Here is a 26,497-nt window from a genome sequence, read left to right as displayed (position 1 = left end):
CTCCCGGGACCTCCCCGGCAGCGACGACGGCGGGCCGGCACCTCCTCGGTGCCGGCCCGCCGTCGTCCGTGTCGCGGGGTGCGGGCTACTTCTTGCCCTGGTTGGCGACGGCCCGGATGGAGCTGGCCGCGGCCTCGGGGTCGAGGTAGGTGCCGCCCTCGACCACGGGGCGGAAGTTCCGGTCCAGCTCGTAGTAGAGCGGGATGCCGGTGGGGATGTTGAGGGCGGCGATGTCGTCGTCCGAGATCCGGTCCAGGTGCTTCACGAGCGCGCGCAGCGAGTTGCCGTGCGCCGCGATCAGCACGGTCTTCCCGGCCCGCAGGTCGGGCAGGATCTCGTACTCCCAGTAGGGCATGAACCGCTCGAGCACGTCCTTGAGGCACTCCGTGCGCGGGGGGTGCTGCACGTCCGCGTAGCGGGGGTCGCCGGCCTGCGAGAACTCGGACGAGTCCTCCAGCGCGGGCGGCGGGACGTCGTAGGAGCGCCGCCACACCATGAACTGGTCGTCCCCGTACTCGTCGCGGACCTGGGTCTTGTCCTTGCCCTGCAGCGCGCCGTAGTGGCGCTCGTTGAGCCGCCACGACCGCTTCACGGGGATCCAGTGCCGGTCCGCCCGGTCGAGGGCCAGGTGCGCGGTGGTGATCGCCCGGCGCAGCAGGGAGGTGTGCAGGACGTCCGGGGCGATCCCCTTCTCCACGAGCAGCTCGCCGCCGCGGACGGCCTCCTCCCGGCCCTTCTCGGTGAGGTCGACGTCCACCCACCCGGTGAACAGGTTCTTCTCGTTCCAGTCGGACTGCCCGTGGCGGAGCAGGACGAGCTTGTACGGTGCTTCTTCGGTAGCCATGGGGCCATTCTTCCATCCGGCCGCGGGGCCGGGGGCAGCGGCGCGCACCGGACGGGCACGTGTCGCGGCCGTTTCGGTACAGTGGTGCCCCGTGCCCAGCCTGCTCCTGACCCGCCCCGCCCGCCCCGTGGGCGTCGTCACCCGCGGCACCACCAACCCGAACCGGCTGCGCCGGGTGGACCGCTACCTCACCGGCCCGCTGGGCCCGCTCCTGCGCGGGGCCGACGACCCGTTCGTCGTGGACCTCGGCTTCGGGGCCTCCCCCACCACCGCGGTCGAGCTGCGGGACCGGCTGCGCGCCGTGCGCCCGGACGTCCGCGTGCTGGGCATCGAGATCGACCCGCAGCGGGTCGCCGCCGCCCGCCCCCTGGCGGGTCCGGGGCTGGACTTCCGGGTGGGCGGCTTCGAGCTGCCGACGGGCGGGCGCGCCCCCGTGCTCGTGCGCGCGTTCAACGTGCTGCGCCAGTACCCGGCGGAGGAGGTCGTGGGCGTGTGGGACATGGTGCGGCCCCGCCTGGCGCCGGGCGGCGCGCTCGTGGACGGGACGTGCGACGAGATCGGGCGCCGGGCGACCTGGGTGGACGTGGGCCGGGACGGCCCGCGCACCCTCACGATCTCCCTCCGCCTGGGCGCGTTCGAGCGCCCCTCGGACGTGGCGGAGCGGCTGCCCAAGGTGCTGATCCACCGCAACGTGCGGGGGGAGCGGGTGCACGCGTGGCTGGCGGCGCTCGACGCCGCCTGGCTGGCCGCCGCGCCCCTGGCCTCCTTCGGTCACCGCCAGCGCTGGATCGCGGCGTGCCGGGCGGTGCGGGAGCAGGGCTGGCCGGTGCTGCACGGGCCCGCCCGGTGGCGGCTCGGGGAGGTCACGGTGCGGTGGGAGGCCGTGGCCCCCTGACCGCCCGGGTCACCAGCTGCTGGACCCCTTGGACTCCAGGCCCACGGCCGGCCGGACGTCCGCGAGGTAGACCCCCACGGCGGTGCCCGCCACGAGCAGGATGATCAGGCTGGGGCTGCCCAGCAGCAGGGTGAGGGCCGTGACCACGAGCGAACCCCCCGTCAGGGCGAGCCAGAAGCCCTTCGTGCGCTTGAAGGCGCGCTGGAACTGGACCGGCGCCTTGGTCAGGCAGTCGACGAAGGCCCATGCCGCGAGGCCCGTGACGACCAGGGCCAGCGCGAGGTCGATCCAGTACACGAGGTAGAACACCAGGGGAGGATTCACGGTGCCAGCCTACCGGTCGATCCCGGACAGGGCGCGGTCCAGGTCCGCCCACAGGTCCTCGACGTTCTCGATCCCCACCGACAGCCGCAGCAGCGTCTCGGGGACGGTGCGCGGCTCCTCGTGGTGGCGGCGCCGCCGCTCCACGAGCGACTCCACGCCGCCCAGGGAGGTCGCCGGCGTCCACAGCCGCAGGGCGTCCACCGCGGCCTCCACCGCGGCGACGTCCCCGGACGGGACGACCGCGACGATGGAGCCGAACCCGTCCATCTGCGCGGCGGCCCGCGCGTGGCCGGGGTCCCCGGGCAGACCCGGGTAGCGGACCTCCCGCACGGCCGGGTGCTCCTGCAGGCGGCGGGCGAGCTCCGCGGCCGAGGCCATGGAGCGCTCGACCCGCAGCGCCAGCGTGCGCATCCCGCGCAGCGCCAGCCACGCCTCGAAGGGCCCGGGGACCGCCCCGTGCAGGGAGCGGTGCTGCTGGAGCCGGCCCCGCAGGGCGGCGTCCGAGGTCACGGCCGCGCCCAGCACGACGTCGGAGTGGCCCGCCAGGTACTTGGTCACGGAGTGCACGACGACGTCCGCGCCGAGCTCGAGCGGGCGCTGGACGAGCGGGGTCGCGAACGTGTTGTCCACGCAGGCGAGCACGCCGCGCTCACGGGCCGCGGCCAGGAGGACGGGCAGGTCCGCGACCTCGAGCATGGGGTTGGTCGGGCTCTCCAGCCACAGGACGTCCGCCGCGTCGAGGGCCGCGACGACCTCGTCGGTGTCGGCGACGTCCACTGTGACCACGCTGATCAGGCCCCGCGCCTCGAGGTCGGCGGCCAGCTGCAGGGAGCCCTGGTAGCTGTGCCGGGGCATCACCAGCCGCCCGCCGGCCGGGACGAGGGAGAGGACGGAGGCGATCGCCGCGAGCCCCGACGCGTAGAGCAGCGCGGGCAGCCGGGCGCACTCCAGCCGCGCCAGGACGCCCTCGACGTCCTCCCAGGTGGGGTTGCTGAAGCGGCCGTAGGCGCGGTCCGAGTCGCGCGGCTCGCCGGAGCCCCGGTAGGTGGAGGTCAGCACGATCGAGGGCCCGACCGGGGCGTCGTGCTCGGGGGCGGGCCGCCCGCCGGCCACCACCACGGTGTCCGGGCGCAGCCCGTCGGAGCCGTGGGCCGGGGCGTGGGCGGAGAGGTCCTCGGATCGCGCAGTCATGGCCCCAGGGTAGCGGCCCGCGGGCGGGTCGCCGGTGCTCCCCGCGTCCGCCCGGGTCGATAGTCTGGTGGGGTGACTCCCCCAGCGGACCCCGCACGCACTCCCGGCGCCGCCGCGCCGCCCTCCCCCGCCCCCTCCGGGCGCGGGGTCTTCGTGGTCTTCGAGGGCGGGGACGGCGCCGGGAAGTCCACCCAGGTGCGGGCCCTCGTCGACGCGCTGCGCGCCGAGGGCCACGACGTCGTGCGCACCCGCGAGCCGGGCGGGACCCCTCTGGGCGAGACGCTGCGCGCCCTCGTCCTGGACCCCGCCCACGGGCCCGTGGACGCCCGCACCGAGGCCCTGCTGTTCGCCGCCGCCCGCGCCGCCCACGTGGAGCAGCTCATCCGCCCCGCGCTCGCCGCCGGGCAGGTCGTCGTCTCGGACCGGTTCGCCGACTCCTCCGCCGCCTACCAGGGCGCCGGGCGGGGGCTGGGCGTGGACCGGGTCGCCGAGCTCAACGCGTGGGCAACGGACCGGCTCGTCCCCGACCTCACGGTCCTGCTCGACGTCCCCGCCACGACCGGCCGCACCCGCCGCGAGGCCCGCGACGGCGCTCCCGGGGACCGGCTGGAGACCGAGCCGGACGCCTTCCATGACGCGAACCGGGAGGCCTTCCTCGCCCTCGCCCGCCGGGATCCCGGGCGCTACCTCGTGCTCGACGCCGCCCGGCCCGCGGGGGAGATCGCCGCCGCCGTGCGCGCCCGCCTGGCGGCGCTCCCGCTGCTCGCACCTGCCGCGGAGGTGGGCGCGTGAGCGTGTGGGACCAGCTGCTGGGCCAGGACGCCGTGGTGCGGCAGCTGCGCCGCGCGGCCCGGGAGGACCGACCCACCCACGCGTGGCTCTTCACCGGCCCGCCGGGCTCGGGCCGCTCCAACGCGGCGCTCGCCTTCGCCGCGGCCCTGCTGTGCGAGCAGGCGGACCCCGCCGAGCGCGGCTGCGGGCACTGCCACGCCTGCCGCACGGTGCTCGCCAGCTCCCACGCGGACCTGACGCACTTCGTCACCGAGAACCCGCAGATCACCATCGAGGAGGCCCGCGAGCTCGTCGTGCGCGCGCAGGACAAGCCCTCGGTGGGCCGCTGGCGGGTCATGGTGGTCGAGGACGCCGACCGCATGGTGGAGCGCACCTCCAACGTGATGCTCAAGGCCATCGAGGAGCCGCCCCCGAACACCATCTGGCTGCTGTGCGCCCCGAGCCCCATGGACGTGCTCGTGACCATCCGCTCCCGCTGCCGCCCCGCGACCCTGAAGGTCCCCGCCGTCGAGGACGTCGCCGAGCTGCTGATCCGCCGGCACGGGGTGCCCCGGGCCCGGGCGGAGGAGAGCGCGCGGCTGGCCCAGTCCCACGTGGGGATCGCCAAGCGCCTGGCCCTCTACGACGACGCCCGCACGCGCCGCCAGGAGGTCGTGTCCATGCCCCTGAAGCTCTCCGGCGTCCCCGACGCCGTGCGCGCCGCGGACCGGCTGCACAAGATCGCCGTCGAGGAGTCCCAGGCGGACGCCGAGGCCCGCAACGAGTCGGAGAAGAAGCAGCTCCTCGTGGCCCTCGGCGCCCCGGACACCGGGCGGGTCCCCCCGGCGATCCGCGGTGCGCTGAACCGGCTCGAGGCGGACCAGAAGCGCCGGTCGCGGCGGATCCAGACGGACACGCTGGACCGCTTCCTCATCGACCTCACCACGTTCTACCGCGACGTCCTGACCCTCCAGCTGCGCACCGGGTCCGGCCTGGTCAACGAGCACCTGGCCCAGCAGCTGCAGGACCACGCCTCCAACTCCACGCCCGAGCAGACCCTGCACCGCATCGACGTGATCAGCCGGACCCGGGACCGGATCCGCACCAACGTCAGCGCGCAGCTGGCCTTCGAGGCGATGGCCGTCTCCCTCCTCTGACCCCCGCCCCCTCCCCCAAGGAGCCCCCATGAGCCGCTGCCCCGCTCGCCTCCGCCATGCCCCCTCCCGCGCCGCGGCCCTGCTGGCGGCGGCCGCGCTGCTCCTGACGGGCTGCTCGTCGCCGGGCTCCGGGGCCACGGCGGAGGCCCCCTCCGGAGGCGCGAGCGGCGCCGTCGTCGACGGGGTCCCCGCGGAGCTGGAGGGCTACTACACGCAGACCGTGGCGTGGGAGGACTGCGAGTTCGAGCGGGCGGCCGCCGGCGCGGACGAGGACCTGCAGTGCGCCGAGGTGGAGGTGCCCCTGGACTACGACGACCCGGCCGGGGAGTCCACCACCGTGGTGATGGCGCGGCTGCCCGCGGGCGGCGAGTCCCGCGGGAGCCTGCTGCTGAACCCGGGAGGTCCCGGCGCCTCCGGCGTGGACGCGATGCTCGACGCCGAGTACATGGTCACCGGCGACGTGCGAGACGCCTACGACGTCGTGGGCTTCGACCCCCGCGGCGTCGGCCGCTCCGCCGGGATCGAGTGCCTCGACGACGCCGAGCTGGACGCCTGGCGCGCGGAGCCCGCGTTCGACCCGGACGCCCAGCCCGTCGACGACGTGCGGGAGCAGTACCAGGAGATCGGCGAGCGCTGCGTGCAGAACTCCGGCGGGATCGTGGCCGAGATGGACACCGCGAGCGCCGCCCGGGACATGGACGTGCTGCGCGCGGTGCTGGGCGAGGAGAAGACCCACTACCTCGGCTTCTCCTACGGCACCCACCTCGGCGCCGCGTACGCGGAGCTGTTCCCGCAGCGCGCGGGGCGGCTCGTGCTCGACGGCGGCGTGGACCCGACCCTGAGCAACATGGACGCCACCACGGACCAGGCGGCGGGCTTCGAGGACAACCTGCGGCACTGGGTGGAGGTCTGCCAGCGGGAGTACCGCGACTGCGCGGTCGGCGACGGGACCGTGGACCAGGGCGTGGCCCGGGTCCAGGAGCTCATCGGCTCCGTGGAGGAGCAGGACGTGACCGGCCCGGACGGCCGCCCGGTGACCGCGACCAACGTGGTGGAGGGGATCCTCTCCCCGCTGTACTCGACCTCGACCTACCCGGCGCTCGACGAGGCGCTGAAGAAAGCCGGCGAGGGCGACTACTCCATGCTGATGTCCCTGTCCGACGCCACCCACGGGCGCGGCCCGGGCGGGGAGTACGCGAACAACACCACCCTGGCGTTCACCGCCGTCACCTGCCTCGACCGCAGCGCCGAGGGCGTCACCGACGAGCAGATGGACCGGCACCAGGAGGAGCTCGAGGAGGTCGCCCCGACCTTCGGCCCCTACCTGGGCTACGGCGAGGCCGCCTGCCAGGGCTGGCCCGTGGACCCGCCCGCGGAGCAGGCCCCGATCGACGCCGAGGGCTCCGACCCCCTCCTCGTCATCGGCACGACCCACGACCCGGCGACGCCCTACGAGTGGTCGCGGGCGCTCGTCGACCAGCTCGACAGCGCGGCCCTGCTCACCCACGACAGCTACGGCCACACCGCCTACACCTCGGGCAACCGGTGCGTGCAGGACGCCGTGGAGGCCTACCTGCTCGACGGCGAGCTGCCCGCCGAGGGCACCACGTGCTCGTGACCGGTCCCCCGACCGACCGATCCCCCGACCGATCCCCCGCCAGGAGGCTCCCATGACCGGCTCACCGGCGTCCCCCGCTCCCGCGGTGCTGCGGGCCGCCGACCTGCGCGCCACCCCATGGGGTGGCGGCACCGTCCGCGAGATCGCCACCGGCGGCGGGGACCCCGGGGGTGGCGCCGGCTGGCGGCTGGGCCTGGCCGACGTCGAGGGCCCCGGCGAGCTGTCTCCTGTCCCCGGGACGGAGCGCGTCCTGACGGTGGTCGACGGCGAGCTGCTCGTGCTCGACGTCGACGGCCGGGAGCAGGGCCTGGAGCGGCACCGGCCCTTCCGCCTCCCCGGGGACGTCCCCGTGGCCGCCGCCCTGCCGACCGGACCGGTCCGGGTGCTCGACGTCGTCGCCCGCCGCGAGGCCGTGCGCGCGCACGTCGTGGTCCTGGAGCTGTCGAAGAAGCGGCCGCACCCCGTCTTCGCCGGCCAGTTCGCCGTCCTGCTCGCCGGTCGCGCCGTGGTGACCGCGGACGGGGCGGAGACCGGGCTGGCCGTCTACGACACCGTCCGCGGCGCCGAGCCGGAGAGCCCGGAGATCACGGGCCGGGGCTTCCTGGCGGTCGTGTCCCTGGACCCCGTCACGCCGTCCTGACGCCGCCCTCCCGGCGCACGGCGCCGAGCAGGGCCGGGACGTCCCGGATCGAGTCGACCACCACGTGCGCACCGGCCTCGCGCAGTGACCCCGCGTCGTGCGCGCCGGTGCGCACGCCGACGACGGCCGCGGAGCCGGCGCGCAGGCCCGCCTGCACGTCCGCGGCGGTGTCGCCGACGACCATGACCTCCCGCACGTCGCCCAGGTCCAGGGCGAGCACCGCCGTGAGGATCATGTCCGGCCAGGGCCGGCCCCGGCCGGCGTCCGAGGGGCACAGGCTCAGGTCCGCCAGGCCCATCCAGCCCAGCTTCTCGAGGATGGTGTTCTGGCTGTGCCGGTTGTACCCGGTGGCCAGGCAGACCATCAGGCCCGCCTCGCGCAGCTCCGTGACGGCCTGCTCCGCGCCCTCGACGGGACGGACGCCCTCCGTGGCGAGCAGCTCGTCGAGGTGCTGCTCGAAGGCGCGCACCGCCTGCGCCACCCGGTCGGGCTCCCCCGCGAACAGCTGCTCGAGCACCCCCGCCTTGGACTGGCCCAGGGTGTCCCGGACGTACCCGAGCATCTGCTGGAAGCGCTCCGAGGCAGGGTCGACGCCGAGCCCCGCCACGGTCCGCTCGAAGGCCCGCTCCATGATCCCGTTGTCGTGGAACGTGGTCCCGGACATGTCGATGAAGGCCAGGCGCAGCCCCCGCGCGGTCTCGGCCGGAATGCTCACTTGAGGTCCTCTCGTCCGGGGGCGCCCGGGCGGCGGACCCCATCGTCGTGTCCGTCCATCCTGCGCCCCGGGCGGGACGGCGGCCAGGCTCGCGGACTGAAGGTCCGGTGAACAGGCGGCGAACTCCGCCGCGAGGGCGCGCCGATCTCCGATTACGGGCGGCGCGGCCGCCTCTGCTACAGTTTCACGTGCACTGATCCCGTCCCGGACGGCACGGTGCAGGCCTCCTTAGCTCAGTCGGTAGAGCGTTTCACTCGTAATGAAAAGGTCGTCGGTTCGATTCCGACAGGAGGCTCCGCGAGCCCGAAGGCCCCGACCGCACGGTCGGGGCCTTCGTCGTTCCCGCGGTGTTCCGCCGCTCAGGCGTCCTGCCGCGCGCGGCCGGCCCCGTCCGCGAGGTCCCCCGCCCGGGCGTCGGCCGGCAGGAGCACGGTGAAGACCGTCCCCTCCCCGAGCTCGCTGTCGCACCGGATGCTCCCGCCGTGCAGCCGCACGATCTCGCGCGCGACCGCCAGCCCGAGGCCCAGCCCCGGGATCGCGGACATCCTGGCGTTCTGGCTGCGGAAGAACCGGCTGAACACCTTGTCGGCGTCCTGCGGGCGCATCCCCATGCCGCGGTCCGCCACCTGCACCTGCACGGCGTCCCCCGCGGGGGCCACGCGCACGGTCACGGGCCCGCCGGCGGGCGAGTACTTGATGGCGTTGGAGAGCAGGTTGTCGAGGACCTGCCCGATGCGCACCGAGTCGCAGACGAGAGGCAGCCGGGGCGGGGCCTCGACGCGCAGCTCGACGCCGGACTCCGCGGCCCGCAGCTCGGCCGCCGCGACGGACTGCTGGACGACCTGGACGACGTCCGCGCGCTGCAGCTGCAGCTCCAGCGCGGAGCCGGCCGTGCCCAGCAGGTCCTCGACCAGCACCAGCAGCTGGTCCGCGTTGCGCTCGATCACCTCGAGCCCGGCGTGGGCGCGCCCGGGCAGCTGGTCGTCCATGGCCAGCAGCTCGGTGTAGCCGCGGATCGAGGTCAGGGGCGTGCGCAGCTCGTGGGAGACCCCGGCCAGGAAGTCGTCCTTCGCCTGCAGCGCGGCCACGAGGTCGGTGACGTCGGTGAAGGTCAGCACGGAGCCCTCGCTGCGCCCCTCCTGGTCCCGCATGGTCCGCGCCGAGACGGAGTAGACCCGCTGCCGGGGAGGCACCCCGATGTGGATCAGCCGGTCCGAGAAGGACTCCCCCGCGACCGCCCGCGCCGCCGGGCGGTCCGCCGGCGGGACGGGGGTCACGCCGTCGTCGTCGAAGACCAGCAGCTCCGCCTCCGCCGCGTCCGCGGCCCCTGCGGGGACGCCGACGCGGTGCATCGTCCGCTGCTTCTGGTTGCCCAGGACGTCGTGGCCGTCGGCGTCGATCGCCAGCACGCCCACGTCGACGGTGTCCAGGATGGTGTCGAGCAGCCGCTCCCGGCGCGCCGTGGCAGTCAGGAGCCGGCGCAGCTCGGCGTCCTTGGCCTCCAGCTCGGCCTTCTGCCGGTCCATGCTGTTCGAGAGCACCTGCACGGTGAACCCGATCCCCAGCAGCACGAACGGGATCAGCAGCGGGGCGGCGAGCTCCGTGGCCGTCGGCCGGCCCGGGCGGACCAGGAGCGGGACCCAGACCATGGCGAGGGTCAGCAGGAAGCCCAGCGGCGCCGCGGCCCGCGGGAGCCGGCCCGAGGCGGCGAACCAGATCATGGGGAAGGCCGCCATGATGCCGATGCCGGTGACGTAGCTGCTCGAGGCCTCCCGGAGGAGGGCCAGCGGCACGAAGTCCAGCACCGGGACCACGAGGAACCATCCGTCGGGCAGCCGGTCCCAGGGCACGACGACGCACAGGATCGTCAGGGCCACGGTGAGCGCCAGGACGGTCCGGAGCTGCGGGTCCTGGCGCAGGGGCTCGTGCACGACCCACAGCCCGGCGAGGAGGACCACCGTGGTGACGAAGAACGGCAGCTGGGTCAGGAGCACCCGCACGCGCATCGACAGCTCGTGGAAGCGGATCCGGTTGAGGGAGAGCAGGCTGAGAACGCGGTCCACGGGCACTCTTCCGTCGCAAGCTTCGTCATCCCCGGGGGGTCGGGATGACATCTGCAAAGATTACCGGCTTAATTGGGTCATGACCCCCTCCCCCCAGGGTCGCCGTGCCGTCGTCATCGAGGATCACGACGACATCCGCAACCTCCTCGCCCAGACCATCGGCATGCGCGGTTTCACGGTGACGACCGCCGCGACCGGCCTCGACGGGCTCGAGGCGGTGCGCCGCGACGGCGCCGACCTCATCACGCTCGACCTCAACCTCCCGGACCTCGACGGCATGGAGATCTGCCGCCGGGTCCGCGAGTTCTCGGACGCCTACCTGCTCATGGTCACGGCCCGGCCGGGCGAGATCGACCGGCTCAGGGGCCTCGAGCTCGGGGCGGACGACTACATCAGCAAGCCCTTCAGCCCCCGCGAGCTCCAGGCCCGGATCGAGGCCATGTTCCGCCGGCCGCGCGCCCGGGCCGAGCAGGCCGACGCCGAGGAGCTGCGCCGCGCCGCCGAGGTGCAGCGCAGCCTGCTGCCCGCCACCGCACCGGCCGTCCCCGGCTACGACGTCGGGGGCCTGTGCCGGCCCTCGCGCAGCGTCGGCGGGGACTTCTTCGACTGGTACGCGACCGGGGACGGGCTCCAGGTCTCGCTGGCGGATGCCATGGGCAAGGGGATGGGGGCGGCGCTGATCGCCGCCACCGTCCGCGCCGTGCTGCGCTCCGCGGCCGGGCAGCCGGACATGGCGCAGGCCTTCCGGGACACCTGCCGGCACCTCGAGAACGACCTGGTCCACTCCGGGTCCTTCGTGACGCTCTTCCACGCCCGGCTGGACACCGCCCGGGGGACTGTCGACTACGTCGACGCCGGCCACGGCCTGGGCCTGCACGTCCACGCCGGCGGCGCCGACCGCCTCCCCTCCGGGGGTCCGCCCGTGGGCGCCGTCCCCGACACCGAGTGGGCCTCCGGCTCGCTGCGACTGGCCCCGGGCGACGCGCTCGTCGTCGTCAGCGACGGCCTGCTGGACGCGTTCGAGGACGTCGAGGAGGCGGTGCGGGCGGTCGCCGCCGTGGTCGCGGAGCACCCCGGCAGCCGGGAGGCCTGCCAGGCGATCCTCGACCTGGTGCCCTCCGACGCCGCGGCCGACGACGTGACCGCCGTGCTCGTCCGCCGCCGGCCCACCGCCCCGGGAGGCGCGCTGTGAACCGCTTCCTCGTGCGGCTGACGGTCGTGCTGACCGTGCTGCTGGGCGTCAACTACATCGCGTGGCGCTGGCTGGAGTCGCTGAACTGGTCCGCGTGGTGGATCGCGGTGCCGCTCGTGCTGGCCGAGACCTACAGCCTCATCGACGTGACCCTGTTCGGGCTCACCGTGTGGCGGCTCAAGCGCCGCGGCGAGCCCGGCCCCCCGCCCCCGGGCGCCACGGTGGACGTCTTCGTCACCACCTACGACGAGCCCGTGGACCTGGTGATGCGCACCGCCCTGGCGGCGCAGGCGATCCGCCACCCGCACAGCACCTGGATCCTCGACGACGGCGCCCGGCCCGAGCTCGAGGCGCTCGCCGGCGAGCACGGGCTGGGCTACCTCACCCGCGGCGAGGACTGGGACGACCGCCCCCGCCACGCGAAGGCGGGCAACCTCAACAACGCGCTGATGCTGACCCAGGGCGAGTTCCTGCTCATCCTGGACGCCGACCAGGTCCCGGCCCCCGAGATCCTCGACCGGACCCTGGGCTGGTTCAACGACCGCAAGGTCGCCCTCGTGCAGACCCCCCAGTGGTTCGTCAACGTCCCGGCCCACGACCCGCTGGGCAGCCAGGCCCCCCTGTTCTACGGCCCCATCCAGCAGGGCAAGGACGGCTGGAACGCCGCCTTCTTCTGCGGCTCCAACGCCGTGCTGCGCCGCGAGGCGCTCATGCAGCTGGGACTGTCCGGCTACGTCCGGGAGGTCGAGCGGGACGTCAAGGAGTCCCTGGCGCGCGCCCGGACGGCCCTGCGCAGGGCGCGCCGGTCCCCGGAGGCCGCGGATCCCGTCATCGCGGGGATGCTCGACGACGTCGAGGCCGCCACCGACCGCGCCCGCGCCGAGCTGAAGGCCGGCGCCCCGCTGACCGAGCTGACCTACCGGCTCCAGCGGGAGGTCGACGCCGCGGCGCGCCGGATGGTCACGCAGGACTTCTCCGGCATCCAGGCCGACCTCGCCGAGATCGCCGCCCTCGACCTGCCGCCCGAGAACGGCATGGTGTGGCCGGAGGAGCTCGAGTCCGCCGTGGAGCGGATGTCCCGCCGGGACCTCTCCCCGCTGGCCTCCCTCGAGCCCGTCCGGGAGGTGCTCGAGGCCGTGTCCGTGGACCGGCCCGGCGAGGCCCAGCCCGTCATGCCGCTGGCCACGATCTCCGTCACCGAGGACATGGCGACCGCCATGCGGCTGCACGGCCTGGGCTGGCGCAGCGTCTACCACCACGAGGTGCTCGCCCACGGCCTGGCCCCCGAGGACCTCAAGACCATGCTCACCCAGCGGCTGCGCTGGGCGCAGGGCACGGTCCAGGTCATGCTCAGGGAGAACCCGCTGCTCGAGCGGCGCCTGAGCCCGGGCCAGCGGCTGATGTACTTCGCCACGATGTGGAGCTACCTGAGCGGCTTCGCGGCCGTCGTCTACTTCGCGGCGCCCATCGTCTACCTGGTCCTGGGCGTCCTGCCCGTCACGAGCCTCAGCGCCGACTTCTTCCTCCGGTTCATCCCCTTCATGGTGGTGAACCAGCTGCTGTTCCTGGTGGTGGGCCGGGGCATCCCGACGTGGCGGGGCCAGCAGTACAGCCTCGCGCTGTTCCCCACATGGATCAGGGCGTGCACCACGGCCGCCCGCAACGTGTGGTTCGGGCGCCCCCTGGACTTCGCCGTGACCCCCAAGGTCCGGCAGGACTCCGGCCCGGCCTGGCACCTGATCCGGCCGCAGCTCGTCGTGATGGCCCTGCTCTCGGCGGCGCTCGTGGTGGGCGCGGTGCGCCTGTGGCTGGGCCTGAACGAACCGGTGGGCACCCTGGTCAACGTGGCCTGGGTCGCCTTCGACCTGGTGGTGCTGAGCGTGCTCGTCACCGCCGCGAGATACACGGGACATGTCCCGGAGGAGAGGAATGCCGATGCAGTTCACGGTTGAGCACAAGCCGACGTTCGCCCATATCACCGGCACGGGCCGGCTGAACATGGTGGGCGCCCCGAAGCTGCGGGAGGTCGTGGCCGAGGTGGTCTCCGGCGGCAGCAACCACGTGGTGGTCGACCTGGGGGGCACCGAGTTCATGGACTCCTCCGGCCTGGGCGCCCTCATCGGCTGCCTGAAGCTGGCCCGCCAGGCGGGCGGGGACCTGCGGATCGCCAACGTGCGGCCGCAGGTGCAGATGGTCCTGGAGCTCACGAGCATGAACCGGGTGCTGACCCCCTACGACACCGCCGACGAAGCGTTCCGCGATGCCTGAGCCGAGCGTGCACCGGGCTCGCCGGGGACCCGCCACCGCCGAGACCGTCGACGCCGTGCACAACGACCTCGACGGGCTCTGGGCCGAGGCGGACTTCGTGCCCGAGCCGGACCGGATGGCCTTCACGCTCGCGGTCGTGGAGGCGGCCACCAACGTCGTGGTGCACGCGGTGCCCGCGGCCGAGGACCCGCTCGAGCTCGAGGTGGACATCACCGCCGAGGCCTCCCGGCTCGAGGCGCGGATCTACGAGATCGGCGCCGCCCCCGCCGAGGTGGAGGTCGACGGCGGCATGCCCGCCGCGGAGAGCGCGGCCGAGTCCGGCCGCGGCATGGCCCTGATCCAGGCCCTGGTCAGCGCGGTGGTCTTCGAACGGCGCGACGACACCAACGTCTGGGTGCTGTGCCGGGAGTACCGGGGCTCCTGATCCCGGCGCCCCCACTCCTCCGAGAGGCCCTGCGCGACCTGGACGGATGTCCCCCCATTTGCGTATGGGAACCGTCGGTGCTGAGGCCTAGAGTGGTGGTCAGGAAGTCCGGTCGGGGGACCGGACGCGCTCCCGCCCCCGGCACCGCCGGGCGGGAGCGGGGGGAGGAACCGGTCATGATCACCGCGATCATTCCAGCGCACAACGAGGGGTCGAGGGTCGGCCGGGCTGTGGCCGCCCTGCGGCGCCAGACCAGACCGCCGGAGCGCGTCCTCGTGATGTCCGACGCGTCCACAGACCGCACCGTGGAGGCGGCGCTGCTCGCCGGCGCCGAGGTCCTGCTCACCGTCGACAACGCCCACCGCACCTCCGGCGCCCTCAACCAGGCCCTGGCCACGGTGCGCCTGTGCCCCCAGGACCTGGTCCTGGCCGTGGACCCCGCGGCCGAGCTCCCGCCGCTGTTCCTCGAGTCCGCCGTCGCGGCGCTCGCGGACCGCAACGTGGGTGCCGTCGCGGCGCCGCCCGCCCTGGTCCGCGGGGGCGCCGTGCTGATCCGCTGGTGCGCGCTGGCGGACGTGCACGCGGCCTACGGCCACTACTATGACGAGGACCCCGTGCTCGGCCACGCGCGCCTGGCGACGGAGCTCGGCGCCGTCGGCTGGCAGCTCGCCGTCCCCGGGGCCCCGGCACCGGCCTCTCCGGCCGCCCTGCCCGGGGAGGCCGGCCGGGCCCGGCCCGCCGTGGTGGGCCCGGCGGTGGTCGGCGTCGCGTCCTGACCGGGGACGGTCGCGGTCGGCAGGCCCCGCGCCCGCGCTCAGGAGCGGACCGCGCGGCCCACGAGGACGGCGGCCGAGCCGGCCAGGACCGTGGTGGTCAGGCACCCGATGGGGATGGGCAGGCAGCACCCGCCCACCGAGACGTTGGTGCCGCGCCGGGTCCGGGTGGAGTAGCTGGGGAACGGCAGCACGCGGAACCCCGAGCGACCGCCCCGGTGGCCGCGGCCGTACGGTCCGCCGCGGTAGCCCGGCAGGTCGTAGCCGGGTGCGCCGTGCCCCGGCCGCCACGGGCCGGGCCGGCCGAGCGGCGAGCGGGCCCGGCGGAGGTCGGAGTCGTCGTCGGCGGCACGGTAGTCGTATCCGGGAGTGCGCATGGGGTCCGTCCGATCATCAGCAGGCTGTCGGGTCCAGCCTGGCAGAGCCGCGGCGTCCCCACAAGCCTTCCCCGGGCCCACGAGCTCTCCGCGGGCACCGGAGCCGCTCAGCCGCGCTCGAGCAGCTCCCGCGCCCGGCGCACGTGGTCCCGCACGGCCTCCGCGCGCCGGGCGACGATCTCGAGGCGGTGCGCCTCGTCGTCGCGCACGAACCGCGCCATGGTGAGGGCCTCCGCCGCCTGGGCCATCGCGTTGCCCGCACGGGAGAGCTCCCGGTGGACGTCGTTGAGGTACCCGCCGGCGGAGGCGGGGATGTCGGTGCTGGTGCTCGGGGCGGTGCGCTGGGCCTCGGCGCACACGGCCCGCACCTCCGGCAGCAGGTCGGCCAGCGCGTTGGCGGTCGGCACCACCGCCTGGGCGAACGCCTTGTCCGGCATGGTCTCCAGGATCTGGTGGAAGCGGTCCAGGCCCCGGCGGAACCGGTCGTGGGCGCGACGCCACACGCCCAGACCGAGTTCGGCCTCGTCACGGCGAGCGGCGCGGTAGTCGCGCAGGAATCCCACGGGCGGTCCTTTCTCGAGCAGACGTCTCATCCTATGCGGCCGGGCCGCGCTCCTCCGCCTCGGCCGGGACGCGGGCACAGGCGCGGACGGCACCCGGACGGCACGGGGACGGCACGGGGACGGCACGGGGACGGCACGGGGACGGCCCCGGACCGGTCGGTCCGGGGCCGTCGACGGGGGACGGTGCCGCTTCAGCAGCAGCGGCCCTGCGGGTTGTCGTCCTGCCAGGCGTGGTAGTCGCGCCAGTACTCGGCCTCGGTCATCGGGGGGTGCTCGCAGCCGGTGGAGGCGTGGTACCTGAGGTAGTGCTCGTACCGGTCCCCCGTGAGCACGCCGCGGCCCAGGCGCCCGAGCACGCCCGCGGCCCGGCGCAGGCCCTGGGCGAGGCCGGAGCCCGGGGCGGAGGGGTCAGCCATGGCTGCGCCTCCGGGGCTGCGGGTGCGCCCGGCGGTACTCCGCCCACTGCCGCTCGAGATCCTTCTCCGCGGCCGAGGGCACGAGCCCGGCCGGAGCGAAGATCTCCGCCGGCCGGTAGGGGTCCTCGGTGTTGTGCCGGGAGGGGTGCTCGGGGTCGTCGCGGTGGGCCCAGGCCTGGGCGGTGCGGACGAGCGCGGTGATGATGACGATCACCGCGAGCACCACGAACAGGATGGACAGCGACCCCTGGATGAAGGTGTTGCGGATCACCGCGTCGATCGCCTCCGGGGTCCTGGCCGTGCCGAAGGACTCGGCGCCGGAGGCCTTCGCGGCGCGGAACGCGCTGTTCTGCGCCCAGTAGCCGACGGCCGGGACGGAGGAGAAGATCTTCAGGATCGACCCGTAGACCGTGATCACCGTGACGAACGCCAGGGGCAGCGCGATGATCCAGAGGTACTTGAAGGATCCGCGCTTGGCCGCGATGGTCAGGCACACGGCCAGGGCGATCGCGGCGAGCAGCTGGTTGGCGATGCCGAACAGCGGGAAGAGGGTGTTGATGCCGCCCAGGGGGTCGGTCACGCCCATGTAGAGGATCGCGCCCCAGCCGGCCACCATGATCGCCGTGGTGAGCCACGCGCCCACCCGCCACGAGGTGTCCTTGAAGCGGGGGAACACGTTGCCCAGGGAGTCGGAGAGCATGAACCGGGCCACGCGGGTCCCGGCGTCCACGGCGGTGAGGATGAACAGCGCCTCGAACATGATCGCGAAGTGATACCAGAAGCTCATCATCCCGCCCCCGCCGAACATCTGCGCCAGGATGTTCGCCAGGCCCACGGCCAGCGTCGGCGCACCGCCGGTGCGGGAGACCACGGACTCCTCGCCCACGGCCTGGGCCGTGGACTCCAGCATGGCCGGGTCCACGTTCACGCCGGTGAGGCCCAGCGAGTTCACGAACGCGGCCGCACCCTCGACGGTGCCCTGCGTGACGGCGGCCGAGGAGTTCATGGCGAAGTACAGGCCGCGGTCGATGGTCACGGCGGCCACGAGGGCCATGATCGCCACGAAGGACTCCATGAGCATCCCGCCGTAGCCGATGAAACGGGCCTGCCGCTCCTTCTCGAGCAGCTTCGGGGTGGTGCCGGAGGAGATCAGCGCGTGGAACCCGGACAGGGCGCCGCAGGCGATGGTGACGAACAGGAACGGGAACAGCGAGCCGGGGAACACCGGGCCGTCCGAGCGGGACGCGAAGACGTCCACGGCGGGGGCGGTGACCTCGGGACGGACGACGACGATCGCGATCGCCAGCAGCCCGATCACGCCGATCTTCATGAAGGTGGAGAGGTAGTCGCGCGGCGCGAGCAGCAGCCACACCGGCAGGATCGCGGCGACGAAGCCGTAGATGATGATGCCCCACGCGATGGTGGTGCGCTCCAGCGTGAAGACCTCGGCCCAGGCCGGGCTCTCGGCCACCCAGCCGCCGGCGACGATCGCGAGCATCAGCAGCACGAACCCGATCACGGAGACCTCCATGACCTGGCCCGGGCGCAGGTAGCGCAGGTAGACGCCCATGAACAGCGCGATGGGGATGGTCATGGCCACGGAGAACACGCCCCACGGGGACTCGCCGAGGGCGTTGACGACCACCAGGGCGAGGATCGCGGTGATGATGATCATGATGGCGAGGGTCGCGACGATGGCCGCGGTCCCGCCGACGGTGCCCAGGTCCTCGCGGGCCATCTGGCCCAGCGAGCGGCCGCCGCGGCGCATGGAAAAGAACAGGACGAGGTAGTCCTGGACCGCGCCGGCGAGGATCACGCCCACGATGATCCAGATGGTCCCCGGCAGGTAGCCCATCTGCGCGGCCAGCACGGGGCCCACCAGGGGCCCGGCCCCGGCGATCGCCGCGAAGTGGTGCCCGTAGAGCACCCGGCGGTCGGTCGGCATGAAGTCCTTGCCGTTGGCCTTGTACTCGGCCGGGGTGGCCCGGGTGTCGTCGGGGCGGACCAGCTTGTCCTCGATGAACTTCGAGTAGAAGCGGTAGGCGATCAGGTACGTGGCCACGGCCGCGAAGACGAACCAGATGGCGTTGACGGCCTCGCCGCGGGCGATCGCGAGCATGAACCAGCCCAGGGCCCCGACCAGGGCGATCCCGACCCAGAGGGCGATCTTCGCCGGGGTCCAGCGGCGGTTCTCCTGCTCCACGGTCTCCGGGTCGAGGGCGGCCGGCGGCCGCTCGTCCAGGGCGGTGGGGGCGCCCCCGGCGGGGCCCGGTGGCGTGGTGTCGTCTGGCCCCTCAGGGGGCCGGTGGGAAGAGCTCATCGCAGGTCTCCAGTCGTGGGAAGGGAAGCTGTGGATCTCCTGGGAAATCAGCTCCGAGTGTAGACCCGCCGTGAGCACCGACACAGCACGCGCGGGGCCGCGCCGCCCGCGCTCAGGGGACGAGCAGCACCTTGCCGATGTGCGCGCCGGAGTCGAAGTACTCGTGGGCCGCGGCGGCCTCCTCGAGCGGGAAGGTGCGGTTGATCACCGGCACGATCCGCCCGGCCTCGACGTGCGGCCACACGTGCTCGCGCACGGCGGCCATGATCTGCGCCTTCTCCTCGGCGGGGCGGGAGCGCAGCGTCGTCCCGATGACCGCCCCGCGCTTGGCCATGAGCTTGCCGAGGTCCAGCTCCCCCTTGCGCCCGCCCTGCAGCCCGATGACGACGACCCGGCCGTTGACGGCGAGCGCGTCGACGTTCCGCTCGAGGTACATGGCGCCCACGACGTCCAGGACGATGTCCGCGCCGCGGCCGTCGGTCAGCTCCTTGACCCGCTCGACGAAGTCCTCCTCGCGGTAGTTGACGGTCTCCGCGCCGAGATCCCGGGCGGCGGCGGCCTTCTCCGGGCTGCCGACCGTGGTGAGCACGCGCAGCCCGAGCGCCCGGCACATCTGGATGGCGTTGGTGCCGATCCCGCCGGTGCCCCCGTGGATGAGGACCGTCTCCCCCTCGCGGGCGGCGGCGGTCATGAAGACGTTGGAGAACACGGTGGCGCACACCTCGGGCAGCCCGGCGGCCGCCACGGGGTCCACGCCGGCGGGGACGGGCAGGACCTGGGCGGCCGGGGCCACGACCTCCTCGGCGTACCCGCCGGAGTCGAGGAGCGCGACGACGTCGTCCCCCACCGCGAGCCCGGCGTCGCCGGAGACCTCGGGTCCGAGCTCCAGGACCGTGCCCGAGACCTCGAGCCCGAAGATGTTCGAGGCTCCCGGCGGGACGGGGTACCGGCCGAGGCGCTGCATGACGTCCGCCCGGTTGATCCCGGCGGCGCGGACGCGGATCCGCACGCCGTCGGGGGTGAGCTCGGGGGCCGGGACCTCCGTGACGGTCAGGACCTCGGGGCCGCCGGGGGTCGTCTCGAGCACTGCGCGCATGGTGGTGCCTTCCTGTCGGGGGCGCGGTTCGCTCCCCATTGTGGCCCGCGCCGCTGCCCGGGTCACCCGGCGGTCACCTGGTGGAGGCGTAGGCGTCGAGCGCGCGCTCCCGGCTGGCCCGGAGGTCCACGATCGGCTCGGGGTAGCCCAGGGCGGGGCCCAGGGGTCCGGGCTCGAAGGGGTCCACGCCCTCGTCCCCCGCCAGCTCGGGGAGCCAGCGGCGGACGTAGCGGGCGTCGGGGTCGAACTTCCGCGCCTGCGTCACCGGGTTGAAGATCCGGAACCACGGACTCGCGTCCGCCCCGGAGCCGGCGACCCACTGCCAGTTGCCCGGCCCGCACGCGGGGTCCGCGTCCACGAGCCGGTCCCAGAACCACTGCTCCCCCGCCCGCCAGTCGACGAGCAGGTTCTTGGTGAGCAGGGACGCCGTCACCATCCGGACGCGGTTGTGCATCCAGCCGGTCTGCTCGAGCTGGCGCATCCCGGCGTCGACGAGCGGGATGCCGGTGCGGCCCTGCTGCCAGGCGCGCAGGTCGGCGGCGGCCTCGGCCGGGTCCCGCCAGGGGAACGCGTCGAAGCGGGGGCGGACGTGGCGCACGTGCAGGTCGGGCACGTGGTGGAGCTGGTGCCAGTTGAACTCCCGCCAGCCCAGCTCGGTCAGGAACTTCTCGAGCCCGGGGCTGCTCCCCCGCTCCGCGCGGTGCCGGACGGCGGCGTCCCACACGGCGTACGGGCTGATCTCCCCCCACCGCAGGTGCGGGGAGAGCCGGCTCGTGCCGTCGCGGTCCGGGCGGTCGTGGCCCTCGGCGTAGTCCTCGACGCGGTCGAGGAACGCGTCCAGCCGCTCCCACGCGGCGGCCTCCCCGACCGTCCAGGCCCGGGCGAGGCCCTCCGCCCGCTCCGGAGGGGGCAGCAGGTCCCACCCGCCGGGGTCCTCGCCGCCCCCGGCGTCCGCCGCGCGCGGGAGCGCGCCCCGGCCCGCGCGGGGGGCCGGCAGCGGCTGGCGCACCTCCCGGCTCCGCAGCGCCTTCCAGAACGGGGTGAACACCCGGTACGGCCCGCCCGCCCCCGTGCGCAGCTCCGAGGGCTCGTGCAGGAGGCCGGCCCGGAAGGAGCGCGCCGCGACCCCGCGCCCGGCGCACCACTGCTCCACCGCGGCGTCGACCGCCCGCTCCGGGGCGCCGTAGCGGCGGTTCCACGTGATCCCGCCGGCACCGGTGCGCTCGAGGACGTCGGGCACCACCTGTCCCGCCGGGCCGCGGCGCAGCAGGAGGGGAACGCCCAGCTCCTCGAGCGAGGCGCGCAGGGAGCGCAGCGACCCGTCCAGCCACCACCTCGCCGCGGCGCCCAGGGGGCGGACGCCCTCCGACGCCTCGTCGAGGACGTAGAGGGCCAGCGCCTCGCCCCGCCGGCACGCGGCATCGAGCGCGGGGTGGTCCGTGACCCGCAGGTCGTCCCGGAACCACACGATCGTCGTCGTCCCGCGGTCGGGGCTCTCCGGTGCGCTCACCCGCCCCACCCTAGCCGGGGGCTTTGGCGGGCCTCCACGGCTCGTGGAACAATGGGCGACGCGCTCCGCGGGACCCGACGGGCCGGGCGGGGCGCGGGGAAGGTTGTCCGAGCGGCCTAAGGAGCCGGTCTTGAAAACCGGTGTGCGGTGACCCCGCACCAAGGGTTCAAATCCCTTACCTTCCGCGACCCGAGGCTCCCACCGGTCCGACCGGTGGGAGCCTCCTCGCATCCGGGCACGTCACCCGGGGGTCGAGCTCTTGTTACCGGCCGGAAAGAAATGTCGTCGGGGCGTGTTCCGCCGTTCACGTCTGCGTGCTCAAATGGGGACACCGATCTCCCTCCCTCACCCCTCGGAGAGCCCGCCATGGTCCCCAAGAAGCACAGCCCCGCCCTTCTCGCCGCGCTGGCCGCCGGCGTCGCCACCTCGTCCGTCCTGGTCCTGCCGGGCGCCCACGCCGACAGCACGACGGCCCCGGCCGCACCGGCCACGAGCGCCACCGCCCCGGCCCCCACCGCGGCACCCGCCGAGGACCCTGCCGGGGAGGCCACGGCGGGGACCGCCGGGGACATCGACCTCCTGTACTTCAACGACTACCACGGCCGCCTCGCCTCCGACCCCGTCCTCTTCGCCGGCGCGATCGAGCAGCTGCGCGCCGAGAACCCCGACGGGACGCTCCTGCTCTCCGGCGGGGACAACGTGGGCGCCTCCGAGTACGTCTCGGCCGTCCAGGAGGACAACCCGACCCTCGACGTCCTCAACGCCCTCGACCTGGACGCCTCCGCGGTGGGCAACCACGAGTTCGACCGCGGCGTCGACGACCTCACCGGCCGCATCGTCGAGCGCGCCGACTTCCCGTACCTCGCCGCGAACGCCACCCGCGCGGACGGCGAGCTCGTCACCGAGGCCTCCACCGTCCTGGAGGTGGACGGCGTGAGCGTGGGCGTGGTCGGCGCCGTCACCCAGCAGACCGCCACGCTCGTCGCCCCCGGCGGGATCGAGGGCATCACCTTCGGGGACCCCGTCGCCGCCGTCAACGCGGAGGCGGAGCGGCTCGTGGCCGAGGGGGCCGACGTCGTGGTCGCGCTCTACCACGAGGGCGCCGGCAGCGCCGCGACGGCCCTCAGCGACCGCCTCGCCACCGAGACCTCCGCGACCGTGGACGTGGTCCTCAACGGCCACACCCACCAGGTCTACGACGAGGGCGTCGACACCGACGGCGACGGCGACCTCGACCGCGCCGTGCTCCAGGCCGGCTCCTACGGCGGCAACCTCGGCCGGATCTCCCTCGACTACGACGAGGCCGCCGACGACGTCGACCTCAGCACCGCCGTCCTGCCCGTCGACGAGGTCGCCACCGCCACCGAGGACGAGCTCGTCGCCGCCCACCCGCGCGTCGCGGAGGTCGCCTCGATCGTGGCCGACGCCGAGGCCGTGGCGGTCGAGCAGGGCAGGACCCCGGTCGGCGAGATCTCCGGGGACATCACCACCGCCTACTCCGGGGAGGGCGCCGCCCGGAGGCGCGACGACCGCGGCGCCGAGTCCAGCCTCGGCAACCTGGTCGCCGAGTCCCTCCGCGACGCGCTCCAGGAGAGCAACGGGGTCCGGATCGGCGTCATCAACCCCGGCGGGCTGCGCGCCGAGCTGTTCTGGGCGGACGACCCGGCCCAGGTCATCGACGGCGACCGCGACGGCGTGGTGACGGAGGCGGAGGCCAACCAGGTGATGCCCTTCGCCAACAACCTCAACACCGTCACCCTGACCGGCGAGCAGTTCAAGCAGGTGCTCGAGCAGCAGTGGCAGCCCGCGGGCGCCTCCCGCCCCTACCTGCAGCTGGGCCTGTCCGAGAACGTGTCCTACACCTTCGACGCGTCCCGTCCGGCCGGCGACCGGATCACCTCGATCACCGTCGACGGGCAGCCGTACGACCCCGCCGCGCAGTACGTGGTGGGCTCGGTGTCCTTCCTCGTCGAGGGCGGCGACAACTTCACCGCCTTCACCGAGGGCACCGCCGTCACCGACACCGGCCGGATCGACCGCGACGCCTGGATGGAGTACCTCGCCGCCCGCTCCGCCGAGGCCCCGATCGCCCCGAAGTTCGACCGCCGCTCCGTCTCCCTGGCCGGCGCGGCCGCCGACGCCTGCACCGTGCGCTTCGAGGTCTCGTCGCTCGACATGACCTCCCTGGGCGCCCCGGACAACACCTCCCTCACCGTGCGCGAGGGCGGTCCGGAGGGGGCCGAGATCGGCGCCGCGGCCGTCGCCGGCGGCGCGGCCACGGTCTCCGTGGACACCTCCGGCCTGGCCGAGGGCGCCGCGGTGTGGCTCGTCGCCGAGCCCTCCGGCACGCAGGTGCGCGTCCCCGAGCAGGTGCTGGCCCGGGCCGAGGGCTGCGCCCCGGTGGACGGGCCGACCGAGGAGCCGGCCCCGTCGCAGAAGCCCGGCGTGGGCAACGGCGCCGAGCACCCCGGACGGGGAGTGCAGGAGCACGCCGGCGACCGCGCCCGCGCCGTCCTCGGGCAGCTCTTCGGCTGATCCCCGGACACCCCCGTCCCCTTCACCTCCCTTCACCTCCCCCTTCACCTCCCCCGAACGAAGGAACCCTCCAGCCGTGAAGAAGATCCTCTCCCTGCCCCTGAGCGCGGCGACCGCCGCGCTCCTGCTGGCCGCGCCCCTGACGGTCCCCGTCCACGCCGCCCCGGACGGCGCGAACGTGGTGATCAACGAGGCCTACACCAACGGCGGCTCCGGCGGGGCCGTGTACACCCACAAGTTCGTGGAGCTCTACAACCCGACCGACCAGCCCGTGGACCTCACCGGCTGGACCCTGCAGTACCGCTCGGCGTCCGGGACCACCGCGGCCTCGGCCGTGGCCCTGTCCGGGACCGTCCCGCCGGGCGGGTACTTCCTGGTGCGGGGCGGGTCCAACGGCTCCACCGGCGCGGCGCTGCCGGAGGCGGACCTGAGCACGTCGTTCAACCCCGCCGGCGTCTCCGGGACCATCCTGCTCTCCGACGGCACGGACCGCCTCGCCCCGGCCGCGGGCTCCGTCACGGGCGTCGACGGCGTCGTGGACCTGCTCGGCTACGGCGCCTCCAACACCTACGAGACCGCCGCGGCCACCGGCCCGTCCGCCAACACCGACCCGAGGTCCATGACCCGCGCCGGCGGCGCGGACACGGACGACAACTCCGCCGACTTCACGGCCACCGGCACCGTCACCCCGCAGAGCTCCGCGGGCACCGGCGGCAGCACGCCGGCGCCCGAGCCGGTCGAGGAGCCCTCGCCCGGACCGTCCACCCCGCCGCGCACGCTCCCCATCCGGGACGTCCAGGGCACCGGGGACGTGTCCCCGGTGAACAGGCAGGCCGTGACCACCCGCGGCGTGGTCACCGCGGTGTACGCCACCGGCGGGCTGAACGGCTACCACATCCAGACCCCCGGCACCGGCGGCGACCTGGACAGCTCCGCGCACGACGCCTCCGACGGCGTGTTCGTGCACTCCCCGGACACCGCCGGGACCGTGCAGCCGGGCCGGCACGTCGAGCTCACGGGCACGGTCGCCGAGTACTACGGCCAGACCCAGATCAGCGTGCGCGCCGACGGCCTCCGGGTCCTCGACGAGCCCGCCGAGGCCGTCAAGCCCGCCGCCGTCGGCTGGCCCGCCGACGAGGCGGAGCGCGAGGACCTCGAGGGCATGCTGCTCGACCCCGCGGGCGGGTTCGTCATCACCGACAACTACGACCTCAACCGCTACGGCGAGATCGGCCTGGCCGCCGGCGACGCCCCGCTGGTGCAGCCCACGGCCGTGGGCGCGCCGGGCTCGCCCGAGGCGGCCGCGCAGGCCGCCGACAACGAGGCCCGGGGCGTCCTGCTCGACGACGGCGCCACGACCAACTACGGCAACTTCGCCAACGCCTCGGTCCCCCTGCCCTACCTCTCCCCCACGACCCCGATGCGGATCGGCGCGGGCGTGGACTTCGTCCGGCCGGTGGTGCTCTCCTACTCCTTCGACGAGTGGCGCCTCCAGCCCACGACCCACCTCACCGGCGGCAGTGCCGGGGACGTGCCCGTCGTCGTGGAGAACACCCGCACCCCCGCCCCGGAGGCCGTCGGCGGCGACGTCCAGCTGGCCACGTTCAACGTCCTGAACTACTTCACCACCACGGGCGACGAGCTGGCCGGCTGCACCTACTACACGGACCGCGCCGGCGACCCGATCTCGGTGCGCGGGGGCTGCGACGCCCGCGGCGCGGCCGAGCAGGAGGACCTGGAGCGCCAGCAGGCCAAGATCGTCGCCGCGGTCAACGCCCTGGACGCCGAGGTCGTCTCCCTGGAGGAGATCGAGAACTCCGCGAAGTTCGGCAAGGACCGGGACCAGGCGCTGTCCGAGCTGGTGGACGCCCTCAACGCCGCGGCGGGCTCCGAGCTCTGGGCGTTCGTGCCGTCCCCGGCCGAGCGGCCGGCCCCCGAGGCCGAGGACGTCATCCGGACCGCGTTCATCTACAAGCCGGCCGCGCTCGGGACCGTGGGCGAGTCCGTGATCCTGCAGGACGAGGTCAACTTCGACAACGCCCGCGAGCCGCTGGCCCAGACGTTCCGCCCCGTGGGCGGGACCGGGGCCGACGACTTCACCGTGGTCGTGAACCACTTCAAGTCCAAGGGCTCCGCCCCCTCCACCGGCCCCAACGCGGACGCGGGCGACGGCGCGGGGGGCTGGAACGCCGACCGCACCGCGCAGGCACAGGCGCTCGTGGCGTTCGCCGAGGAGCTGAAGACCTCCCGGGGCACCGACAAGGTCCTCCTCGCGGGCGACTTCAACTCCTACGACCAGGAGGACCCGATGCGGGTCCTGCACGACGCCGGCTACGTGAACCTGGCCCCCGAGGGCGAGCACTCCTACGCGTTCGGCGGCATGGTCGGCTCGCTGGACCACGTCCTCGCCTCGCCCGCCGCCGCGGAGACGGTGACCGGCTCGGACATCTGGGAGATCAACGCCCACGAGTCGGTGGGGCTGGAGTACAGCCGGCACAACCACAACGTGGTCGACCTCTACGCGGCCGACCCGTACCGGGCCTCCGACCACAACCCGGAGCTCGTGGGCCTGCAGTTCGGCTCGGCCGAGCCGTCGCCGGAGCCGGCGCCGGAGCCGACCGAGGCACCCGGTGAGGAGCCCACCGAGGAGCCCTCGGAGGCGCCCACCGACGGGCCGCAGCGGCCGGGCAGGGGCGGCTCCGGGGAGCTCCCCGGTCAGGGCGAGCCCGGCCGGGGCGCCTGGGAGCAGGGCAGCGCCCGCGCGCAGGAGGTGCTGGAGGGCCTCTTCGCCTGACCGACCCCGCT

General features: G+C 74.4%; 23 protein-coding genes and 2 tRNA genes. 14 read left to right on the top strand and 11 right to left on the bottom strand.

Annotated elements, in window-relative coordinates:
• Positions 1-85: 85 nt before the first annotated feature.
• Positions 86-844, bottom strand: coding sequence for a phosphoglyceromutase (locus tag IEW07_RS12610; protein WP_188537749.1), 759 nt, complete (start codon positions 842-844; stop codon positions 86-88).
• 91 nt (positions 845-935) lie between these two features.
• On the opposite strand from IEW07_RS12610, the gene IEW07_RS12605 reads away from it, so the two are divergent.
• On the top strand, positions 936-1,739 hold the full coding sequence (locus tag IEW07_RS12605; RefSeq protein ID WP_188537747.1) for a class I SAM-dependent methyltransferase: 804 nt from the start codon (positions 936-938) through the stop codon (positions 1,737-1,739).
• Between the two features lie 9 nt (positions 1,740-1,748).
• On the opposite strand, the gene IEW07_RS12600 is transcribed toward IEW07_RS12605, so the two are convergent.
• Entirely contained in the window at positions 1,749-2,063 is a 315-nt protein-coding gene (locus IEW07_RS12600) for a DUF2516 family protein (RefSeq protein ID WP_229741826.1), read from the bottom strand.
• 9 nt (positions 2,064-2,072) lie between these two features.
• The gene (locus tag IEW07_RS12595; RefSeq protein ID WP_188537745.1) at positions 2,073-3,254 is read right to left on the bottom strand and encodes a trans-sulfuration enzyme family protein; all 1,182 of its coding nucleotides are present in this window, start codon (positions 3,252-3,254) and stop codon (positions 2,073-2,075) included.
• 153 nt (positions 3,255-3,407) lie between these two features.
• Here IEW07_RS12595 and tmk point away from each other — a divergent pair, with 153 nt between their 5' ends.
• Genes tmk through IEW07_RS12575 form a run of 4 tightly spaced genes read left to right on the top strand, consistent with a single transcriptional unit; the run spans position 3,408 to position 7,440 of the window.
• Complete coding sequence (gene tmk, locus IEW07_RS12590; protein ID WP_229741829.1) at positions 3,408-4,046, top strand: dTMP kinase; 639 nt, start codon at positions 3,408-3,410, stop codon at positions 4,044-4,046.
• Positions 4,043-5,182 carry a DNA polymerase III subunit delta' gene (locus IEW07_RS12585; protein WP_188537742.1) on the top strand — a complete coding sequence of 380 codons (1,140 nt, stop codon included), beginning with the start codon at positions 4,043-4,045 and terminating at the stop codon, positions 5,180-5,182. Before tmk ends, IEW07_RS12585 begins: the two co-directional genes overlap by 4 nt.
• Before the next feature lie 28 nt (positions 5,183-5,210).
• Positions 5,211-6,800, top strand: a complete 1,590-nt coding sequence (locus IEW07_RS12580) for an alpha/beta hydrolase (protein ID WP_188537740.1) — start codon at positions 5,211-5,213, stop codon at positions 6,798-6,800.
• Positions 6,801-6,852: 52 nt separating this feature from the next.
• The gene (locus tag IEW07_RS12575; RefSeq protein WP_188537738.1) at positions 6,853-7,440 is read left to right on the top strand and encodes a HutD/Ves family protein; all 588 of its coding nucleotides are present in this window, start codon (positions 6,853-6,855) and stop codon (positions 7,438-7,440) included.
• Here IEW07_RS12575 and IEW07_RS12570 read toward each other — a convergent pair.
• Positions 7,427-8,155: an HAD-IA family hydrolase gene (locus tag IEW07_RS12570; RefSeq protein ID WP_229741825.1), complete on the bottom strand. Its 729-nt coding sequence runs from the start codon at positions 8,153-8,155 to the stop codon at positions 7,427-7,429. The two genes, IEW07_RS12575 and IEW07_RS12570, sit on opposite strands and share 14 nt — an antisense overlap.
• A gap of 222 nt (positions 8,156-8,377) precedes the next feature.
• On the opposite strand from IEW07_RS12570, the gene IEW07_RS12565 reads away from it, so the two are divergent.
• Positions 8,378-8,450 (top strand) — tRNA-Thr (locus IEW07_RS12565).
• Between the two features lie 64 nt (positions 8,451-8,514).
• Here the strand turns inward: IEW07_RS12565 and IEW07_RS12560 are convergent.
• Positions 8,515-10,218, bottom strand: coding sequence for a sensor histidine kinase (locus IEW07_RS12560; RefSeq protein ID WP_229741824.1), 1,704 nt, complete (start codon positions 10,216-10,218; stop codon positions 8,515-8,517).
• A gap of 79 nt (positions 10,219-10,297) precedes the next feature.
• Here IEW07_RS12560 and IEW07_RS12555 point away from each other — a divergent pair, with 79 nt between their 5' ends.
• From IEW07_RS12555 to IEW07_RS12535, 5 genes are all read left to right on the top strand, one after another.
• Complete coding sequence (locus IEW07_RS12555; RefSeq protein WP_188537734.1) at positions 10,298-11,410, top strand: PP2C family protein-serine/threonine phosphatase; 1,113 nt, start codon at positions 10,298-10,300, stop codon at positions 11,408-11,410.
• Positions 11,407-13,362 carry a glycosyltransferase family 2 protein gene (locus tag IEW07_RS12550; protein ID WP_188537732.1) on the top strand — a complete coding sequence of 652 codons (1,956 nt, stop codon included), beginning with the start codon at positions 11,407-11,409 and terminating at the stop codon, positions 13,360-13,362. The genes IEW07_RS12555 and IEW07_RS12550 overlap by 4 nt, the downstream gene beginning before the upstream one ends.
• The gene (locus IEW07_RS12545) at positions 13,346-13,678 is read left to right on the top strand and encodes an STAS domain-containing protein (RefSeq protein ID WP_188537729.1); all 333 of its coding nucleotides are present in this window, start codon (positions 13,346-13,348) and stop codon (positions 13,676-13,678) included. Before IEW07_RS12550 ends, IEW07_RS12545 begins: the two co-directional genes overlap by 17 nt.
• Complete coding sequence (locus IEW07_RS12540) at positions 13,671-14,102, top strand: ATP-binding protein (RefSeq protein ID WP_188537728.1); 432 nt, start codon at positions 13,671-13,673, stop codon at positions 14,100-14,102. Before IEW07_RS12545 ends, IEW07_RS12540 begins: the two co-directional genes overlap by 8 nt.
• Before the next feature lie 176 nt (positions 14,103-14,278).
• A complete protein-coding gene (locus IEW07_RS12535; protein ID WP_188537727.1) occupies positions 14,279-14,878 on the top strand; it encodes a glycosyltransferase in 600 nt (199 codons plus the stop codon).
• Between the two features lie 38 nt (positions 14,879-14,916).
• On the opposite strand, the gene IEW07_RS12530 is transcribed toward IEW07_RS12535, so the two are convergent.
• The 6 genes from IEW07_RS12530 to IEW07_RS12505 all read right to left on the bottom strand — a co-directional run bounded on the left by IEW07_RS12530 (position 14,917) and on the right by IEW07_RS12505 (position 21,157).
• On the bottom strand, positions 14,917-15,252 hold the full coding sequence (locus IEW07_RS12530; RefSeq protein ID WP_188537726.1) for a hypothetical protein: 336 nt from the start codon (positions 15,250-15,252) through the stop codon (positions 14,917-14,919).
• Positions 15,253-15,359: 107 nt separating this feature from the next.
• Positions 15,360-15,815: a hypothetical protein gene (locus tag IEW07_RS12525; RefSeq protein WP_188537725.1), complete on the bottom strand. Its 456-nt coding sequence runs from the start codon at positions 15,813-15,815 to the stop codon at positions 15,360-15,362.
• A gap of 191 nt (positions 15,816-16,006) precedes the next feature.
• Positions 16,007-16,231 carry a YbdD/YjiX family protein gene (locus IEW07_RS12520; protein WP_188537724.1) on the bottom strand — a complete coding sequence of 75 codons (225 nt, stop codon included), beginning with the start codon at positions 16,229-16,231 and terminating at the stop codon, positions 16,007-16,009.
• Complete coding sequence (locus IEW07_RS12515) at positions 16,224-18,551, bottom strand: carbon starvation CstA family protein (RefSeq protein ID WP_188537723.1); 2,328 nt, start codon at positions 18,549-18,551, stop codon at positions 16,224-16,226. Before IEW07_RS12515 ends, IEW07_RS12520 begins: the two co-directional genes overlap by 8 nt.
• A 112-nt stretch (positions 18,552-18,663) precedes the next feature.
• On the bottom strand, positions 18,664-19,647 hold the full coding sequence (locus IEW07_RS12510; RefSeq protein WP_188537722.1) for an NAD(P)H-quinone oxidoreductase: 984 nt from the start codon (positions 19,645-19,647) through the stop codon (positions 18,664-18,666).
• Between the two features lie 73 nt (positions 19,648-19,720).
• Entirely contained in the window at positions 19,721-21,157 is a 1,437-nt protein-coding gene (locus tag IEW07_RS12505) for a cryptochrome/photolyase family protein (protein WP_188537721.1), read from the bottom strand.
• A 97-nt stretch (positions 21,158-21,254) separates the two neighbouring features.
• On the opposite strand from IEW07_RS12505, the gene IEW07_RS12500 reads away from it, so the two are divergent.
• From IEW07_RS12500 to IEW07_RS12490, 3 genes are all read left to right on the top strand, one after another.
• Positions 21,255-21,342: transfer RNA gene (locus IEW07_RS12500), tRNA-Ser, on the top strand.
• Between the two features lie 181 nt (positions 21,343-21,523).
• Positions 21,524-23,692 (top strand): bifunctional metallophosphatase/5'-nucleotidase, encoded by a 2,169-nt coding sequence (locus IEW07_RS12495; protein ID WP_188537720.1) that lies wholly within the window; start codon positions 21,524-21,526, stop codon positions 23,690-23,692.
• 76 nt (positions 23,693-23,768) lie between these two features.
• Positions 23,769-26,486 carry an ExeM/NucH family extracellular endonuclease gene (locus IEW07_RS12490; RefSeq protein ID WP_229741823.1) on the top strand — a complete coding sequence of 906 codons (2,718 nt, stop codon included), beginning with the start codon at positions 23,769-23,771 and terminating at the stop codon, positions 26,484-26,486.
• Positions 26,487-26,497: the final 11 nt, after the last annotated feature.

Source organism: Kocuria dechangensis (assembly GCF_014636775.1).
Taxonomy (GTDB): Bacteria; Actinomycetota; Actinomycetes; order Actinomycetales; family Micrococcaceae; genus Kocuria; species Kocuria dechangensis.
The sequence above is the reverse complement of the archived record's forward strand: the minus strand, read 5'-3'. Positions and strand labels throughout refer to the sequence as shown.